This window comes from Streptomyces sp. NPDC055966, assembly GCF_042269865.1.
Classification (GTDB): Bacteria; Actinomycetota; Actinomycetes; order Streptomycetales; family Streptomycetaceae; genus Streptomyces.
Window position 1 is genome coordinate 189,285 of sequence record NZ_JBHJYK010000017.1, and the last position, 15,613, is coordinate 204,897.

Consider the following 15,613-nt stretch of genomic DNA (forward strand, 5'->3'; position numbering starts at 1 on the left):
CGGTCCGTCACAGTAACCGGGGCGTACGGCCGTGCTGCCGGGGCCCGGCGGGTTCAGAGGAGTCGGAGCAGCCTGTCGGTGAACTCGGCGGTGGTCGCCGTACCCCCCAGGTCATGGGTGCGGACGTCGGTCCTGGCCAGGAGCGAGGCCATCGCGTCCGTGATGTGCTCGGCCGCGGCGGGGTGGCCCAGATGGTCGAGCATCATGGCCGCCGACCAGATCGCGCCCAGCGGATTGGCGATGCCCCGGCCCGCGATGTCGGGAGCGGAACCGTGCACCGGCTCGAACATCGACGGGAACTCCCGCTCGGGGTTGAGGTTGGCCGCCGGGGCGATGCCGACCGAACCGGCGACCGCGGCCGCGAGATCGCTGAGGATGTCACCGAAGAGGTTGGAGGCGACCACGACGTCGAAGCGGGCGGGTTCCAGGACGAACTTGGCCGCGAGCGCGTCGATGTGCTCCTGGTCCCAGGCGACCTGAGGGAACCGGGCGGCCCGCTCGGCGACCAGCTCGTCCCAGAACGGCATGGTGTGCACGATGCCGTTCGACTTGGTCGCCGAGGTCAGCCGGCCGCCGCGCCGCGCGGCCAGCGCGAAGGCGAAGTCCACGACGCGGGTGACACCGGTCCGGGTGAACACGGCTTCCTGGACGGCCATTTCCTCGGGAAACCCACGGTTGAGACGGCCACCGGCCTCGCTGTACTCGCCTTCCACGTTCTCGCGCACGACGACGACATCGACCTCGCCCGCCCGCGCGCCGCGCACCGGGCTGCACACGCCCTCGAAGACGCGGACGGGCCGGAGACTGACGTACTGCCGGAAGGCGCGACGGATCGGGATCAACAGGCCCCACAGCGACACATGGTCGGGCACCCCCGGGTGGCCCACCGCGCCCAGCAGGATCGCGTCCTTGTCGCGCAACCGGTCGATGCCGTCGGCGGGCATCATGGCGCCCTCGCGCAGATAGCGCTCGCAGGACCAGTCGTCGTACGACGTGTACGACAGGCCGAAGCCGTGGCGCCGGCTCACGACGTCGAGAACCTGCCGTGCGGCGGGCAGCACCTCGGTGCCGATGCCGTCGCCGGGGATCAGGGCTATGCGGTGGTTCGTCATGCCGTCGATTGCAGCAGGGCGGTTCGCCGGGCGTCCAAGACGCGCTGCGGATCTGCCTTATAGGCCGGACCTATCAGCTGCCGGCGTCGCGGGTGGCCGTCGTGACGAACGCGGCGGCCGCGGGGGACAGGATCCCCCGGCGGCTGACGAGGGCGACGTCCAGCGTCGTGCGCGGCTCGATGTCCAGGACGCGGGCACCGAGGGCCCGGGCGACGTCCCGCCAGGAATCCGTGACCACGGCGAGCCCGACCCCGGCCAGCACCAGGGGCAGCAGCGCCACCCGGTGCTCGGTCTCGGCGGCGACCGCGACGTCGATGCCCCGCGCGCGCAGCCCGTCGACGTAGGCGCGCATCCCGGTCCCCGGCTGACCGACGATCAGTCGCTGTCCGGCCAGTTCATGGCACTGCACCGCCGTCCGGCCCGCGAACGGACCGTCGCCCGGCACCACCAGCACGAAACGCTGACTCCCCAGCGCGTGCGCGACGACGGCCTCCGTGCCGCGGACCGGGCCGGCGGACGCCAGCAGTCCCAGCTCCACGGCACCCGTACGCACCAGGTCGATGACCTCGCGCGTGGTGAACGCCGCCTTCACCGCGACCGACACGCCGGGGTACCGCCGGCTGAAGTCCCGCACCAGGGTGGTGAGCGGCTCCACCGCCTGGGACGGCATCGAGGCCACGTCCAGTCGTCCCTCCCGCAGTTCCTGCACGGCCGCGACGCTCGCGCGTGCCGTCTCCAGGCCGCGCACGGCCTCCCGGGCAGGCTCGATCAGTGCCTTTCCCGCCTCGGTGAGGACCGCCCGGCGCCCGATGCGATGGAAGAGCTGGGAGCCGAGATCACGCTCCAGCGTGCGCACGGCCTGGGACAGCGAGGGCTGCGACACGTAGAGGGCCGAGGCCGCGCGGTTGAAGCCCCCGCGATCGACGATCGCCAGGAAGTACTCCAGCTGCCTGATGTCCATGCGTGTCGTGTGCTCCTCGTCCCCGGTGGCGTCCCCGCGGGTTCTGTGCGGCGTTCCGTGTGCCACGGACATCCTCTACCGCGTCGTCACGGAGGCGGCGAACGCCGTATAGGCCGTCAGCAGGAAGGCGAGGGTGGCCGGTGTGACGGTCAGGGCGGCGCGCATCATCGCCGCCGCGGCCTGTGCGCCGGTCGCGCGATGGGTCGAGGGGGCCATCACGGCCAGCAGCACGGGGAGCGCGGCGAGGATGCCGCCGGCGAACGAGCCGAGCGCGGCCGCGGCGTGCACGGCGAGCAGCACGGTCGTGGCGGACACCGCCATCCGCACCGGTATCTCCCAGCTCCGGGCCGCGCGTTGGGGCCGATGCGCCGGGGCCGGGGCGGGCCAGGCCCGCAGTCCGGCGAAAGCCAGGGCGAGGGCCGATGCAGCCGTCAGCCAGACGTCGGTGCACAGCGCGGCGATCAGGCCCGCCGCGGCCGCGCAGGACACAGCCGCCGTCAGGGTGCGCGCCGGGCGCAGGAAGGGGGCGAGCCGGCCGTAGGCGAGGCAGAAGGCCGCGACGACGAGCTGCGCAGCGACGTTGCCGCGTGCCGCATGTGCCGCCGCCGCGCTTCCGCCGCTGAGCCAGATGAGCAGCAGGAACGGCCCGGACGTCGTGGGCGCGCCCAGCAGGAGCCCGCCGCGGCGCGGGCCCGAACGCCGGGCGACGACGGAGACGAGGAGGACGAGGGAGGGGGCGAGGGCGGTGCGGAGCAGCAGTATCTCCATGCCCGCGAGCCTGGCACCGGAAGCGCCGACTTTGGCTCGGACTTCTCGGCGATATGCGGGATGACGCCGTGAATATCTCGGCGCATCCAGCTCCCGCCGAGTATTTGTAGCATGGCGCCATGGACCGCATCGACCGGCAGATCCTCACGATCCTCCTCACCGACGGCCGCGCCACCTACCAGGAGCTGGGGCGTCAGGTCCGCCTGTCGGCCAACACCGTCGCCGACCGCGTACGCCGGCTCCAGGCGGCCGGTGTCGTGCGCGGATACCGCGCCGAACTGAACCTGGCGGCGTTCGGGCGCGGGATGGAACTGCTCAGCGACATCCGGCTGCGCGAGGGCGTGGACCGCACGGCCTTCGAGGAGCAGCTGCCCGACGTGCCGCAGGTCGTCGGCGCGATGCGGCTGACCGGGGACTACGACTACCAGCTGCGCGTGGCCTGCACCGACGCCCGCGAGTTCGAGACGGTCATCGACCGGCTCAAAGCCGACTTCGGCGTACGGGAGTTGAGGAGCCGGCTCCTGCTGCACGAGGTCCCGCTGGGTCCGGACCGTGTGCTGGAACCCTGAGTGACCGGCTGCCGACGGCGGCCGCGACGAGGAGCGCGGCGAGGGCGGTGAGGCTGATCCCGCGCCAGCCGAGGGCGTCGAGGAGCGGCGCGGCGACGGCGGTGCCGACGGCGCCGCTGGTGAAGTACAGCACGAGGTAGACGCTGCTGAGGCTGCCCGCCCGGTCGGGGGCGAGGGCGATGATCCGGCTCTGGTTGGCGGCCTGCGCGGCGAAGCATCCGGCGTCGAAGACCGCGAGTGCGAGGGCGGTGACCAGCGGGTTGCCGAGCCCGCTGGCGAGCAGCGCGGTGCCCGCCGCCGCGGCCAGCATGCTCGCGACGATCACCGTGCCCGGGGCGTACCGGTCGGTGAGGCGGCCGGTCAGCGGGAGCGCCGCGAAGCCGAGCAGCCCGGCCAGGCTGTACAGGCCGATGGCGGCCGGGCCGAGGGAGTGGGGCGGCTGGGCGAGCGCGAGGGCGAGCGTGACCCAGATCAGGTTGAAGGCGAAGTACCACAGCCCGCCGGTGGCCACCGCGCGGCGCAGTTCGGGGAACCGGCGCAGCAGCGGCGGGAGCGAGGCGAGCGCGGCCCGGTAACCGCGCTCGGCATGCGGCCGCCGCCGCGGCAGCAGCGTGGCGGCGGCGATGGCGCCGAGCAGCGCGAGCACGGCGAAGACGAGGAGCATCCGCCGCCACCCGATGGCTCCGCCGAGCGCCCCGCCCGCCAGCCGGCTGAGCAGGATACCGGCCGACATGCCGGCAGCCACCGTGGCAACTCCCGCTCCTCGGCGTCCTGTTGGCGCGTGCCGGCCCGCGATGCTGCTGGCCTGCGCAGCGACGCTCGCGGCCGCGCCGATGAGCAGATAGGCGGCGAGGAGCACGCCCGCGCCGGGTGCCGCCGCGGCCAGGGCGAGGGCGGCGGCCAGCGCGGTCAGCTGGATGCCGACCAGGCGGTTGGGGGCGAGGCGGTCGGTGAGGGGCAGCAGGAGGGCGAACCCGGTCATGCAGCCGGTGAGCGCGGCGGTCGGCACCAGTCCGATCACGGCGAGCGGCACGCCCAAGTCGGATGCCACGGAGGTGAGTTCGGGCTGGATGGCGTAGTTGTTCGCGATCGCCGTACCGGCTGCGGCGGCCAGCAGGAGCGTGCCGCCGCGGGGGAGCGGCCCGGTCACGGCGTGGTGCCGCGGGTCAGGACGACGGCGTAACGGCACTCGGAGTCCGAGGTGTTGGCGAAGACGCGCTCGGCGGGCTCACCCAGCTCGATGGTGTCGCCCGCCTCCAGCTCATGGACCGTGTCGCCGTCATGGAAGGTCAGCCGGCCGTCGAGGACCCAGACGACCTGGCGTACGAAGGCGAAGGCGGCGGCCGGATACGGCACGCGCGCGCCGGCCGGCAGCCGGATCTCGGCGATCTCCGCCGGGAAGCGCGGACCGGTGATCTGGCGGCGCCGGTATCCGGTCGCGGGGTCGCGCCACTCGGCCGTGTCCGCGGGCCTCCGCACGCCCGTCGCGCCCTCGGCGGTCTCGCGCGCGGTGTCCTCCGGCGCCCCCTCGGCGAGGGCGAGCAGGGAGGCGACGCTGAGCTGGAAGGCCGCGGACAGCTTGCCCAGGACGACCGCCGTGGGGCTGCTCTCCGCGCGCTCGATCCGGCTGATCATCGCTTGGGACACGCCGGAGGCGTCGGCGAGCTGGGCCAGCGTCCAGCGGCGGCGTTCCCGCTCGGTGCGGACGCGGGCCGCGATCTGCCCCACCAGAGGTTCTACTATGTTGGACATGGCTTCAATATACGCAAGAAGCGCGGCGGCCGTGCCGGTGCGCCCCGCCCGGCCCGACGACGTGGCGGCCATCCGCGCGATCCGCAACCACGCGATCGAGCACTCGACGGCCCTGTGGACCCGGACCCCGCAGACACCGGAGCAGGCGGTCACCTGGCTCGCCGCCCATCTGGAGCGCGGCTCGGCGTTCGTCGCCGAGGTCGGCGGCGAGGTCGCCGGGTTCGCGGCCTACGGCCCCTGGCGGGAGCTGGACGGCTACCGGCACACGGTGGAGAACTCGGTCTACGTCCGCGAGGACCGGCACGGGCTCGGCATCGGATCCGCGCTGCTGACCGCCCTCATCACGGCCGCGCGCGAGGCCGGCCATCACGTGATGATCGCCGGAATCGAAGCCGGGAACACCCCCTCGATCCGGCTGCACGAACGCTTCGGGTTCCAGGTCGCCGGCACGCTCCCGGAGGTCGGCACCAAGTTCGGCCGCTGGCTCGACCTGACGCTCATGCGACTGCCCCTGTCCTGAGCCCGTCGAGCACGTGCTGCCGGCGACGACGTCACGTGGTCTGGGCCGGGATCCGGACACGGACCCCGTAGCCGCCGTCCGGGGTCGGGCCGGCGGAGAACGTGCCGTGCAGGATCTCGGCGCGCTCCCGCAGCCCGACCAGGCCCTGCCGCGAGCCGGGCAGGGGCAGGGACGGGCGGGTGGGGCGGCTGTTGGTGACGGTGACACCGACGTCGTCGCCCTCGCACCAGAGCTTCACGGTCGCCCCGGCTCCAGGAGCGTGCTTGCGCACGTTCGTCAGGGCTTCCTGCACGGTGCGGTAGATCGCCCGCTGGGCGGGTGTGCTGACCGTGTCGGGCAGCACACCGGTCAGCTCCGCGTCGATGCCGCTCGTCGCGACCAGCTTGCGGATGTCGGCCAGCGTGGGCTGCGGTGTCAGCTCGGTGGCGCGGCCACCGGAGGCGCGCAGCAGGGTGACCATGTTCCTCAGTTCGTCCAGCGTGGAGACGCTCAGCGAACGGATGGTGCGGGCGGCCTCCCGGGCTTCCGTGTCCCTGGACCCGACCTGAAGCGCACCGGCCTGGACGGCGATCAGGCTCACCTGGTGCGAGACGACGTCGTGCATCTCCCGGGCCAGCTGGGCGCGTTCCCGGGCGAGCACGGCCTGGGCGTGCAGGGCCCGCTCGTGCTCCCTGGCCTCCTCGATCTCGGCCAGGCGCTGGGACAAGTCCCGCCGCGCCTGCACCAGTTGACCGAACAGTACGGGCGCGGCGGTGCCCGCGAGGGTGTAGACGAACTGGATCAGCGTCCAGGTGCGGTCGCGCGAGTCCGGGTCGTGCCAGGGCCAGGGCGCGGCGGAGGCCGCCGCCATCAGCACGGCGCACGCTCCCAACAGGCGGCGGTCGCGCCTCCGTTCGGCGAGGGCGAACAGGGCCGCGAGCGGGGCCACGACGAGGTCCCCGACCACCGCGGCCGGCACCGTGAGCAGGACGACGACGAGCGGGACGTAGCGGCGCAGCGCGAGGGCGGCACAGGCCAGGGCGGCGAGACCCACCTCGGTCCACGAGCTGTCCGAGACCGCGAGCCAGGCGTCCCCGGCCGCCACGGCGACGAGCCCGGCGTCCCGCAGGGGCGCCGGAACCCGTGCCCAGCCGGTCCGGCGGCCGCTCACCGGCCGGGTCACCGCTCTGCCCTCGGCCTGCGCCGTTCGTCCAGGAGCCGGGCGCGCTGGGCGATGAGCGCGGCCTGGATACGGCCGGTCACGCGCAGCTTGGCGAAGATCGCGCTCAGGTGATCCTTCACCGTGCCGGCGCTCAGATGCAGACGCGTCCCTATGTCGGCGTTCGACAGCCCCTCCGCGACCAGCGTCAGCACATCGCGTTCGCGTGCGGTCAGCCGCTCCACCCGGGCCGACTCCTCGGCCTCCTCGGCGTTCACCGCCTCGGCACCGGGGTGGCCGAGCAGCAGGGCACGGGACGCCTTGGGGGACATGACGATGCCGCCCGCGGCGAGCGTGCGCACCATCTGGGCCAGCTGTTCCGGCTCGGTGTCCTTGAGCAGGAAGCCGGCCGCCCCGTGACGCAGCGCCGCGAGCACGTACTCGTCGGTGTCGAACGTCGTCAGCATCGCCACCACGGGCCCGTCCGGGAGCCCCCGCACCTCGCGCAGCACGGTGAGTCCGTCGACGTCCGGCATGCGGATGTCCAGCAGGACGACGTCCGGACGCGCGTCGCGGACCCGGGCCACGGCGTCGGCGCCGCCGGCCGTCGCGACCACCTCGATGTCGTCGGCGGCGTTCAGGATGAGCTGGAAGCCGGAGCGGACGAGGGCCTCGTCGTCCACCACCACGACCCGGATCACATGCACCCCGTCCCGCTCCTGTCCGGCCTGTCCGTACGCCTACGACCTTAAGAGGGCCCGGCCGCCACCAGGGTTGCCCCGGTGGGCGGAACCAGCCGATCGGGGGGTGTCCTCCCGCCGCCCGGCGGGGGCGGCCCGGCCGGGCGACGGATACCGCACGGGCCGGGTCCGGTCCCAGGCTGGACGCATGACGCACAGCACAGAGGCGCCGGCGGCGGACGCCCGGTGAGGGGACAGCTCGGCGGCGGAAAGGAGGCCGTCTTCCTGATCATCGTGGCGTCGGCCGCGGTCCTGGGAGTGCTCCGGCCCGACCTGTACGCCGCCCTCACCCACCGCGCCGCGACAGCGATCGCCGGAATGTTCGGCTGAACCCGCCACGAAGAGACCCATGAAGATCACTTTCCTGCTCTACGACGCCTACCGCACCAGTGGCACGGTCCGCGCCACGATCAACCTCGCCGGCGCCCTCGCCGACCGGCACGACGTGGAGATCGTCTCCTGCCACCGCACCGCCGACCACCCCCGCCCGGCACCGCCGCCCCGCGTGCGGATACGCGCCCTGGTGGACCTGCGGCCCACCTCCCGGCACTATGCGGGCACCGCCGCCGAGCAGCGGACCCCGGGCACCGTGTGCCCCCACGACACGGTGCACGACGGCCCGACGCCGCCCACCGGACTCGGCGAGGCGAGGCTCGCGGCCCACCTGCAGGACAGCGACGCCGACGTGGTGATCGCGACCGGCCCGTACCTGACCTGCTTCCTGGCCGAGCACGGCCGCCCCGACCAGCTGCGCATCGGCCAGGAACACGCCGCCCGCGACCTCCGCCCGGACGCGCTCAGGGACGACCTCGACGCGGCCGTACCCCTGCTCGACGCCTACGTGACCGTGTCCGCCGCGGACGCGCGCGCCCACCGCCGGGCGCTGCCCTCCGCGCCGACGCGCCTCACCGCCATCCCCGTCTGCATCCCCGAGCCCTGTGCGGAACCCTCGACCGGGATGTCGCGGACCGTGGTGGCAGCGGGACGGCTCACGCCGGCCGGACAGTACGACCGGCTCCTCGACGCCTTCGCCAAGGTCGTGGCCGTACACCCGGACTGGACCCTGCGCGTCTACGGCCACGGTCGCGAGCGCGGCCGCCTGCGCCGTCGTATCGACGAACTCGCCCTGCACGACAACGTCCTGCTGATGGGCGCGCGCACGCCCATGGAGCCGGAGTGGGCCAAGGGCGCCATCGCCGTCGTGCCGCACCGCACCGAAGCCTCCGGCACGACCCTCCTGGCGGCGATGAGCTGCGGGGTGCCCGTGGTGAGCACCGACCGCGACCACGCGCCCCGCGAGATCATCACGCACGGCGAGGACGGCCTGCTCGTCCCGGCGCAGGGAGCCGTCGAGGACGCCCTCGCCGACGCGGTGTGCCGCCTGATCGAGAACGACGCCGAGCGCCGGCGGATGGCCGCCGCGGCCCGCCGGACCTCCGTACGCTTCCGTCCCCGGCACATCGCCGCGCAGTACGACGCCCTCTTCCTCGACCTCGCGCCGGAACTCGCCTCCCGCGGCGGGCACGGCCGACGGCCGCGCGCGGCACACCGTGACACCGACAGCGGCCGCCCCCTGTGGCGCCGTGCGCTGGAACTGGTCGGCCTGGCCGGATTCGGCTCGCCGGTCCGGGTCGGCTGCCGGGTCCTGCCCGACGGCTCGCTCGCCTTCCACACGGCCGACCCCGCCCTCGCACCCGACGCCTGGCAACTCGTCCTGCGCCTGCGGGACACAGCGGCGGCGGGCGAGGCGGTGAGAGTGCGCCTGGAGTCCCGGGCGGCGGAGGCCGGAACGTCCTTGGAGGCGAAGCTGGACAAGGGATCGCGTGCCCTCACCGAAGGACACTGGGACGCCTTCGTCCAGCACGTCAGCGGCAACAAGTCGCGCCCGGTCCTCGCGGGGCCGGTCGAAACGGCACGGCTCCTGGACCCCGCCGCGCGCCGCCCGGCCGACGCGGGATGCACCGCGTGGATCCCGTACCGGGCACCGGACGGCGGCCTGGCCCTGCGCACCTGGCACCGACCGGCCCATGCGGAGGTGTCGTCGATCGCCGCCGGCGACACGGCGATCCGGCTGACCGGCTCGCTCCACGGCAGCGTCGCCCGCGCCCACCACTACCGGTTCCGGGCCCGGCTCCGGGGCCGGCACGCATGGGCCTTCGACGGGCGGTGCTACGTCGATCCGTACGGCGACTTCGAGATCGGCATCCCCCTCGCCGCCGTGGCCGAGCACCATCCCGGCGGTCAGGCACGGTGGGAGCTGCGCCTGAGCGCGTACGGCGGCCCCGAGGTCCGGCTCGGCATGCTGACCGGAGACCTCGCGGACCGCCGCGACGTCACCTCGTTCCCGACGGCCTCGTACGCGGGGCCCGAAGGCCGCGTGACCGTCGAGCCCTGTCTGACACAGGACCACGAACTCGCCCTCGTCAGCTCCCTCGCCCCGGGCGGAAGTTCCGCACCGGAGTAGGCCGTGCGTGCGCGCACGGGCCTGAGACGTGTCCCCCCGGCGTCGTCCTGGTCACCCCCGCCCGTCGTCAGCGTGCCGCGGCGCGTGTCCCGCCGCCACCCATGCGTGCACGACCGTCACGGGCACATGTCCGTCGGCGGCGATCACGTGCTCGGGTACGCCCGTCAGCCACGCGGCGAGGGCGGCTCGGCGCAGACGGGCGGTGCGGGTGGCGAGGCCCGCCCGTAGAGCGCTCGCGGAGCCGGCGGTCAACCGCGGGGCGTCCTCGGCCAGTTGGCGGGCGGCCCGGCGGACGGCGTGGCGGGCGCGCCGGGCGTCGAGGTCGCTCATGCCACCGCCTCCCGCTCCGCGTCGAGCGAGGTGTCGTCCAGGTGCCAGTGCAGGTCACGTACGCCTGGTTCCAGGGAGAGCCGGGCGATGAGCTGTTCCAGCGCCCGGGCGGGGTCGCCGTTCAGGGCGACGGCCGCCCGCAGGCTGGTGCCGCCCTCGTCGTCGCGGCGTACCCGCAGCCCGGTGGGTGCGAGGCCGTCGCCCGCGAGAGCCTGGGACAGCAGCGCGCGCACATGTGTCTCGTCGGCGCGCTCGCAGACCAGGTGGACGGTGGCGCGTACGCCCTCGTTGTCGGGGTCGCGCTGCGGCACGCGGTCGATCAGCCGGCCCGCGGGGCGCAGGAACGCGTGCACGCCGAGGACGGTGGCCGTCGCGATCGCGCACAGCGCCAGCCGGCCGGAGGCGGCGAGCACGCCGACCGCCGCCGAACACCACAGCGTGGCGGCGGTGTTGAGGCCGCGCACGCCACCGCCCTCGCGCAGGATGACGCCGCCGCCGAGGAATCCGATGCCGGAGACGACGTAGGAGGCGACCCGGGTGGGGCTGCCGGGGTCGCCGACGGCCTCGCTGTAGAGGACGAACAGCGTGGCGCCGACGGCCACCAGGGCGTTGGTGCGCAGCCCGGCCATCCGGGCGCGCCACTGGCGCTCCACGCCGATCAGAGCACCACAGGCGACGCCGACGGCGAGCCGGAGAACGAAGTCGAAAGTGGTCAGGTTCGCCATGGGAACCTCCCCTCGCCCCGCCGCGGCGGGACAGGTCGAGGGCATGGCGGCCGTCCGCCCGGCCGTACCGCCGGGGGGTGGGCTACCGGATGCCCGAGGAGTCGGGGGACATGGGACTGGGGGGCCGGTCGGGGCCCGGACTGCTGCTGGGATCCATGCCGCTCACCTCCTCCTCGACGCTTTCTCTATATTTGCACATATGTGCAACTAGTGTCGCTCCGGAACGCCACCGGACGTCCTGCGCATGACCGGCTACCATACTTGCATGGAAGCGCAAGTAGCGTCGTGGGACGAGGAGCGGGCCGGGCGATCGGTGGCCGTGCTCAAGGCGGTTGCCGACCCCTCGCGCTACCGGCTGCTCTGGGCGCTGAGCGAGCGGGAACTGCCGGTCAGCAGGCTCGCCGAGCTGATCGAGGCGCATGTCGCGGCCACCTCCCAGCACCTGGCGAAACTGCGCTCGGCCGGACTGGTGACCTCGCGGCGCGAGGGCACGCGCATCTTCTACCGGGCCACGGGTCCGCAGGTGCGGGCGCTGCTGGAGAGCGCGGTGCTGGTCACGGACGAGGCGGTGGCCGCGGGGGAGGCCGGGCCGGCCGGCGCTGGGGAGGCGGTCGTCGCGCAGGAGCGCGGTGCCCCCGCACGCGCGGCCGGGGTCCGGCGCACGGCCACGGAACACTGACCCACGGAACGCTCACGCGCGGACCGCCGGTGCCGCCGGTTGCGGCGCGTGCTCAGTCCCGCCGCGTACCGGTCGCGGCCAGGCGTGAGTCGTCGCTCTCGTCGAGGTGGTACTCCTGCGGCTCGGCGTCGTAGGAGTACAGCTCGGCGTAGCGGCCCCAGTCCGTGGCCGTCTCCAGCTGGCGGGTGACCTGCTCGGCGGTGAAATGGTGGGCGAGCAGATCGCGGAAGAACCCGGCGCGCAGGGTGCCGCCCGAGTTGTTCCGCAGGCTCTGCGTGATCAGCGTGACCAGTGGGGCGCGCTGCACGGCCTCGGCGAAGATCTTCTTCGACTCCTGTACGTCGGCGCCCGCGAACGCCGTACCGGTGTCGGTCAGCAGCAGGTCGTCCCCGCTGAGCGTGGTGAAGCCGAGCAGGTCGAGCGCGTCGACCTGGGGCAGCAAGTCATCCACCGCCAGGCCGAGTTCGTCGGCGAGGTCGGCGAGGTCGCAGCGGCCGCCGCGGTCGAGCACCAGCTCCGCGAGCCCGGACAGCCCGTCGACACTGGCCGGCGGCAGCGGGGCGTTCGCGGGGGTGCGCTTCTCCAGCTCCACCGCCTCCTGCCGGCCGGGGACGCGGCCTTCCTTCTGGCGGCCGGTCATGGTCCGGTAGACGCGGTCGACAAGGTCGTCGAAGGCGGCCGAGTTACGGTCCCGGGGCCGCTCCAGGCCGACGTCGAAGACCTCGCGGATCGTGCCGTACGGGCGGGCGCCCAGGACGACGATCCGGTCGGCCATCAGCACGGCCTCCTCGATGTTGTGGGTGACCAGCACGATGGCGCGGGTCGGGAACTGGCCGGACTCCCACAGCTCCATCAGCTCGCCGCGCAGGTTCTCGGCGGTCAGCACGTCGAGGGCGGAGAACGGCTCGTCCATCATCAGCACGTCCGGCTCCACGACGAGGGCGCGCGCGAAGCCGACGCGCTGGCGCATACCGCCGGAAAGCTCTTTTGGGTACGCCGACTCGAAACCGTCGAGGCCGATCAGGTCGATGGCCTGCCGGGCGGCGTCGGCACGCTCGGCGGCCGGAACTCCCTTGGCCTCCAGGCCCAGTTCGACGTTCTGCTGGACGGTCAGCCAGGGCAGCAGCGCGAAGGTCTGGAACACCATGGCCGTACCCGGATTGGCGCCGGTGAGCGGGGTGCCCCGGTAGGCGACGGTGCCGGAACTGGCGGGCACGAGCCCGGCCAGGCAGCGCAGCAGGGTGGACTTGCCGGAGCCCGACTTGCCGAGCAGGGCGACGACCTCGCCCGCGCGGACCTGGAGGTCGATGCCGGACAGGACGGGCAGCTCGCCGTCGGCACCGGCGTACGACTTGGTCAGGCCGGAGGTCTCCAGCAGCAGCTCGCCGTCGGCGGGCCGGCGGGGCGTGTCGGCGGTCAGGTGGGCGAGGCCCGCCCGGGCCCGGCGGTCGGCGCGCAGGCCGCGCAGTACGTTCAGCACCATGACGTGCTCCAAATGCTTGTGAGAGAAGGGAAGTTCAGAGGGAGTAGCGGGTCTCGGCCAGCCGGTACAGGCGGCGCCACACCAGTCGGTTCAGCCCGACGACGTACAGGCTCATCACCGCGACACCGGCGAGCAGATGCGGATAGTCGCCACTCTCCGTGGCCTGCGCGATGTACGCGCCGAGGCCCGTCGCCGTGAGGGTGGTGCCGCCGAAGGTGACGACCTCGGAGACGATCGAGGCGTTCCAGGCGCCGCCGGACGCCGTGATCCCGCCGGTGACGTAGGACGGGAAGATCCCCGGGATGATCAGTCGCCGCCACCGCTGCCGGCCGGTGACGCCCAGGTCGTCCATGGCCTCGCGCAGATCGCTGGGGATGGCCATGGCGCCGGCGATGGTGTTGAACAGGATGTACCACTGGGCGCCGAGCGCCATCAGCAGCGTGCCGCCGATGTTGATGGACAGGCCGGTCCGCAGGAAGAACCAGACGGCGAGCGGGAAGAGGAAGTTGGCCGGGAAGGACGCCAGGATCTGCACGACCGGCTGGGCGATCCGGGTCAGCCGGGGCGAGAACCCGATCTTCACGCCGATCGGCACCCAGACGACGGTGGCGAGCGCGACCAGCACCAGGACGCGGGCGAGGGTGGCGAGGCCGAGCAGCAGCGGCTCGCCGAACACGCCGAGGCCGGTGCGGTCGTGGAGGTAGTGGCCGAGGTCGAGCAGACCCCACACGATCAGCCCGCCGGCGACGAGTGTGAAGACGATGTCGCCGGTGCGCTGCCGGGTCCGGCCGACGACGAGTGGCCGGTCGTCGCGGCCGAGGACGCGGCCCGCCGTGCTCAGCGCGCGTCCCACCGGGCGCAGCACCCGGCCGAGCAACCGCGGCCAGTGCGAGCGGCGCAGGAGGTCCAGTACGACGGACCGCTGCACCTCGCTCGCCTCGGACTGCTCGTTCTTGAACTTCTCCGCCCACGCGGTCAGCGGCCGCCAGAACAGGAAGTTCACGCCGATCACCATCACAGCCATGGTGAGGATGGCCCAGCCGACCTTGCCGAGGTCGCCGTCGGTGATGGCGGCACCGGCGTAGGAGCCGACGCCGGGCAGCGCGTACTGCTGGTTGTTGACGCTGATCGCCTCCGAGGCCACCAGGAAGAACCAGCCGCCGCCGAAGCTCATCATGCCGTTCCAGACCAGGCCGATCATCCCGGCCGGCACCTCCACCTTCCAGAACCGCATCCAGCGGGTGAACCCGAACGACCGTGACAGCTCGTCGAGTTCACGCGGCAGGGAGGTGAGGGAGGAGTAGAAGGCGAACGTCATGTTCCACGCCTGCGAGGTGAAGATCGCGAAGATCGACGCGCACTCCAGGCCCAGCATCGAGCCGGGGAACAGGGCGATGAACCCGGTCACCGCCACGGTGAGGAAGCCCAGCACCGGCACCGACTGGAGGATGTCCAGGGCCGGGACGAGGATCCGCTCCAGCCGCCTGCTCTTGGCGGCGGCACAGGCGTAGCCGAAGGTGAACACGATCGACACCGCGAGCGCGGCGAACATCCGCAGCAGCGAGCGGGCCGCGTCGTACGGCAGCTGTGCCGGATCGGTGTCGACATGGACGTTCTGGTGGGTGTTGAAGGCGACGGTGGTGCCGTGCCCCACGCGCAGCACCACGTACAGGAGCACCAGCACGGCCGCCGCCACGGCCGCGTCCACCCAGGAAAGACGGGACAGCCGCCCGGGCAGGCGCGCCACCAGCGGTGTGCGCTCCGCCCTCTCGGCGGGCCTGTTGTCCGTACGGATCGACATCACGAAGACCTCCGCCCCCACTCTGGGCACGCCGGCACGCCCGGCCGCGGCCAACGCACCGACGGCAGGACAGGGGTCACCCAGGCAGCATGGGAAATACAGGTAAGTAAGTGGAACCGTCGGGGCGGTCATGGCCCCGGCCGGTGAACGTCAGAAAGTCAGCGCATGCCCCGGAGGCAGCGCGGACTGGGAGGGTCTGCACCCATGGCTGCCTCCGTTCCGTGATGTGGCTGTGCCCCGCCCGTGCTCGGCACGCGCACAGGGCCCGACTCCATGAGTGTGCCCCTTGTTGCATCGATACGCAAATATGCAGGCCGGCGTCGCGACCGGGACGGCGACGGCGGCGAGGGCGCCGTAGCAGGCGAACGTCGCCCCGAAACTCGGCACGGTGCGCCTGAGCCCGAGCGGATCCGCGATGTGCGACCGCACGCGGGCGTCCTCGGTGAACAGCGGCACGACCCGCGCTGCGCGGCGTGGCGCGCTGTCAGTCCCGTCCCGGGCCGGGCCGCCGCGAAGGTATGCACGGCCAGGACCGCGACCTTGGCGAGGGCGGTGCCGGCGAGCGGGATAC

Annotated in this window: 16 protein-coding genes; 5 read left to right on the plus strand and 11 right to left on the minus strand. The window is 73.3% G+C overall.

What is annotated here, in order from left to right:
- Positions 1-53 precede the first annotated feature (53 nt).
- From ACFC8N_RS32055 to ACFC8N_RS32065, 3 genes are all read right to left on the minus strand, one after another.
- On the minus strand, positions 54-1,112 hold the full coding sequence (locus tag ACFC8N_RS32055) for a tartrate dehydrogenase (protein ID WP_376291893.1): 1,059 nt from the start codon (positions 1,110-1,112) through the stop codon (positions 54-56).
- 73 nt (positions 1,113-1,185) lie between these two features.
- Positions 1,186-2,073: a LysR family transcriptional regulator gene (locus ACFC8N_RS32060; protein ID WP_376291896.1), complete on the minus strand. Its 888-nt coding sequence runs from the start codon at positions 2,071-2,073 to the stop codon at positions 1,186-1,188.
- A gap of 75 nt (positions 2,074-2,148) precedes the next feature.
- Positions 2,149-2,841 (minus strand): hypothetical protein, encoded by a 693-nt coding sequence (locus ACFC8N_RS32065; protein ID WP_376291898.1) that lies wholly within the window; start codon positions 2,839-2,841, stop codon positions 2,149-2,151.
- 119 nt (positions 2,842-2,960) lie between these two features.
- Between ACFC8N_RS32065 and ACFC8N_RS32070 the strand changes: the two genes are divergently transcribed.
- Positions 2,961-3,410, plus strand: a complete 450-nt coding sequence (locus tag ACFC8N_RS32070; protein WP_362817917.1) for an Lrp/AsnC family transcriptional regulator — start codon at positions 2,961-2,963, stop codon at positions 3,408-3,410.
- Here the strand turns inward: ACFC8N_RS32070 and ACFC8N_RS32075 are convergent.
- Both ACFC8N_RS32075 and ACFC8N_RS32080 read right to left on the minus strand, forming a co-directional pair.
- On the minus strand, positions 3,322-4,560 hold the full coding sequence (locus tag ACFC8N_RS32075; protein WP_376291901.1) for an MFS transporter: 1,239 nt from the start codon (positions 4,558-4,560) through the stop codon (positions 3,322-3,324). The two genes, ACFC8N_RS32070 and ACFC8N_RS32075, sit on opposite strands and share 89 nt — an antisense overlap.
- Positions 4,557-5,162 (minus strand): XRE family transcriptional regulator, encoded by a 606-nt coding sequence (locus tag ACFC8N_RS32080; protein WP_356031480.1) that lies wholly within the window; start codon positions 5,160-5,162, stop codon positions 4,557-4,559. The genes ACFC8N_RS32075 and ACFC8N_RS32080 overlap by 4 nt, the downstream gene beginning before the upstream one ends.
- Between ACFC8N_RS32080 and ACFC8N_RS32085 the strand changes: the two genes are divergently transcribed.
- Positions 5,161-5,682, plus strand: coding sequence for an N-acetyltransferase family protein (locus tag ACFC8N_RS32085; protein WP_356031482.1), 522 nt, complete (start codon positions 5,161-5,163; stop codon positions 5,680-5,682). The two genes, ACFC8N_RS32080 and ACFC8N_RS32085, sit on opposite strands and share 2 nt — an antisense overlap.
- A 31-nt stretch (positions 5,683-5,713) precedes the next feature.
- Here ACFC8N_RS32085 and ACFC8N_RS32090 read toward each other — a convergent pair whose 3' ends face one another.
- Together ACFC8N_RS32090 and ACFC8N_RS32095 are read right to left on the minus strand one after the other, a co-directional pair.
- The gene (locus ACFC8N_RS32090) at positions 5,714-6,844 is read right to left on the minus strand and encodes a sensor histidine kinase (protein ID WP_376291904.1); all 1,131 of its coding nucleotides are present in this window, start codon (positions 6,842-6,844) and stop codon (positions 5,714-5,716) included.
- Complete coding sequence (locus ACFC8N_RS32095) at positions 6,841-7,521, minus strand: response regulator transcription factor (RefSeq protein WP_356031604.1); 681 nt, start codon at positions 7,519-7,521, stop codon at positions 6,841-6,843. The genes ACFC8N_RS32090 and ACFC8N_RS32095 overlap by 4 nt, the downstream gene beginning before the upstream one ends.
- Before the next feature lie 225 nt (positions 7,522-7,746).
- Between ACFC8N_RS32095 and ACFC8N_RS32100 the strand changes: the two genes are divergently transcribed.
- Positions 7,747-7,890, plus strand: coding sequence for a hypothetical protein (locus tag ACFC8N_RS32100; RefSeq protein ID WP_356031487.1), 144 nt, complete (start codon positions 7,747-7,749; stop codon positions 7,888-7,890).
- Positions 7,891-7,909: 19 nt separating this feature from the next.
- Positions 7,910-10,024, plus strand: coding sequence for a glycosyltransferase (locus ACFC8N_RS32105; RefSeq protein WP_376291906.1), 2,115 nt, complete (start codon positions 7,910-7,912; stop codon positions 10,022-10,024).
- A 51-nt stretch (positions 10,025-10,075) separates the two neighbouring features.
- Here the strand turns inward: ACFC8N_RS32105 and ACFC8N_RS32110 are convergent, their stop codons facing one another.
- Positions 10,076-10,354 carry a hypothetical protein gene (locus ACFC8N_RS32110; protein ID WP_356031492.1) on the minus strand — a complete coding sequence of 93 codons (279 nt, stop codon included), beginning with the start codon at positions 10,352-10,354 and terminating at the stop codon, positions 10,076-10,078.
- Entirely contained in the window at positions 10,351-11,079 is a 729-nt protein-coding gene (locus tag ACFC8N_RS32115; protein ID WP_356031495.1) for an MgtC/SapB family protein, read from the minus strand. Before ACFC8N_RS32115 ends, ACFC8N_RS32110 begins: the two co-directional genes overlap by 4 nt.
- Positions 11,080-11,344: 265 nt before the next feature.
- On the opposite strand from ACFC8N_RS32115, the gene ACFC8N_RS32120 reads away from it, so the two are divergent.
- Entirely contained in the window at positions 11,345-11,758 is a 414-nt protein-coding gene (locus ACFC8N_RS32120; RefSeq protein ID WP_356031497.1) for a metalloregulator ArsR/SmtB family transcription factor, read from the plus strand.
- 52 nt (positions 11,759-11,810) lie between these two features.
- Here the strand turns inward: ACFC8N_RS32120 and ACFC8N_RS32125 are convergent, their stop codons facing one another.
- Entirely contained in the window at positions 11,811-13,241 is a 1,431-nt protein-coding gene (locus tag ACFC8N_RS32125; protein WP_376291910.1) for a nitrate/sulfonate/bicarbonate ABC transporter ATP-binding protein, read from the minus strand.
- Positions 13,242-13,275: 34 nt separating this feature from the next.
- Positions 13,276-15,042, minus strand: coding sequence for an ABC transporter permease (locus tag ACFC8N_RS32130; protein ID WP_376291913.1), 1,767 nt, complete (start codon positions 15,040-15,042; stop codon positions 13,276-13,278).
- Between the last annotated feature and the right edge of the window lie 571 nt (positions 15,043-15,613).

Bases quoted from the DNA above. Each gene is read 5' to 3' on its own strand.
- ACFC8N_RS32060 (WP_376291896.1), bottom strand. From the start codon at position 2,073: ATGGACATCAGGCAGCTGGAGTACTTCCTGGCGATCGTCGATCGCGGG.
- ACFC8N_RS32110 (WP_356031492.1), bottom strand. From the start codon at position 10,354: ATGAGCGACCTCGACGCCCGGCGCGCCCGCCACGCCGTCCGCCGGGCC.
- ACFC8N_RS32085 (WP_356031482.1), top strand. From the start codon at position 5,161: ATGGCTTCAATATACGCAAGAAGCGCGGCGGCCGTGCCGGTGCGCCCC.
- ACFC8N_RS32120 (WP_356031497.1), top strand. From the start codon at position 11,345: ATGGAAGCGCAAGTAGCGTCGTGGGACGAGGAGCGGGCCGGGCGATCG.
- ACFC8N_RS32115 (WP_356031495.1), bottom strand. From the start codon at position 11,079: ATGGCGAACCTGACCACTTTCGACTTCGTTCTCCGGCTCGCCGTCGGC.
- ACFC8N_RS32125 (WP_376291910.1), bottom strand. From the start codon at position 13,241: ATGGTGCTGAACGTACTGCGCGGCCTGCGCGCCGACCGCCGGGCCCGG.
- ACFC8N_RS32130 (WP_376291913.1), bottom strand. From the start codon at position 15,042: ATGTCGATCCGTACGGACAACAGGCCCGCCGAGAGGGCGGAGCGCACA.
- ACFC8N_RS32080 (WP_356031480.1), bottom strand. From the start codon at position 5,162: ATGTCCAACATAGTAGAACCTCTGGTGGGGCAGATCGCGGCCCGCGTC.
- ACFC8N_RS32105 (WP_376291906.1), top strand. From the start codon at position 7,910: ATGAAGATCACTTTCCTGCTCTACGACGCCTACCGCACCAGTGGCACG.
- ACFC8N_RS32065 (WP_376291898.1), bottom strand. From the start codon at position 2,841: ATGGAGATACTGCTGCTCCGCACCGCCCTCGCCCCCTCCCTCGTCCTC.
- ACFC8N_RS32070 (WP_362817917.1), top strand. From the start codon at position 2,961: ATGGACCGCATCGACCGGCAGATCCTCACGATCCTCCTCACCGACGGC.
- ACFC8N_RS32055 (WP_376291893.1), bottom strand. From the start codon at position 1,112: ATGACGAACCACCGCATAGCCCTGATCCCCGGCGACGGCATCGGCACC.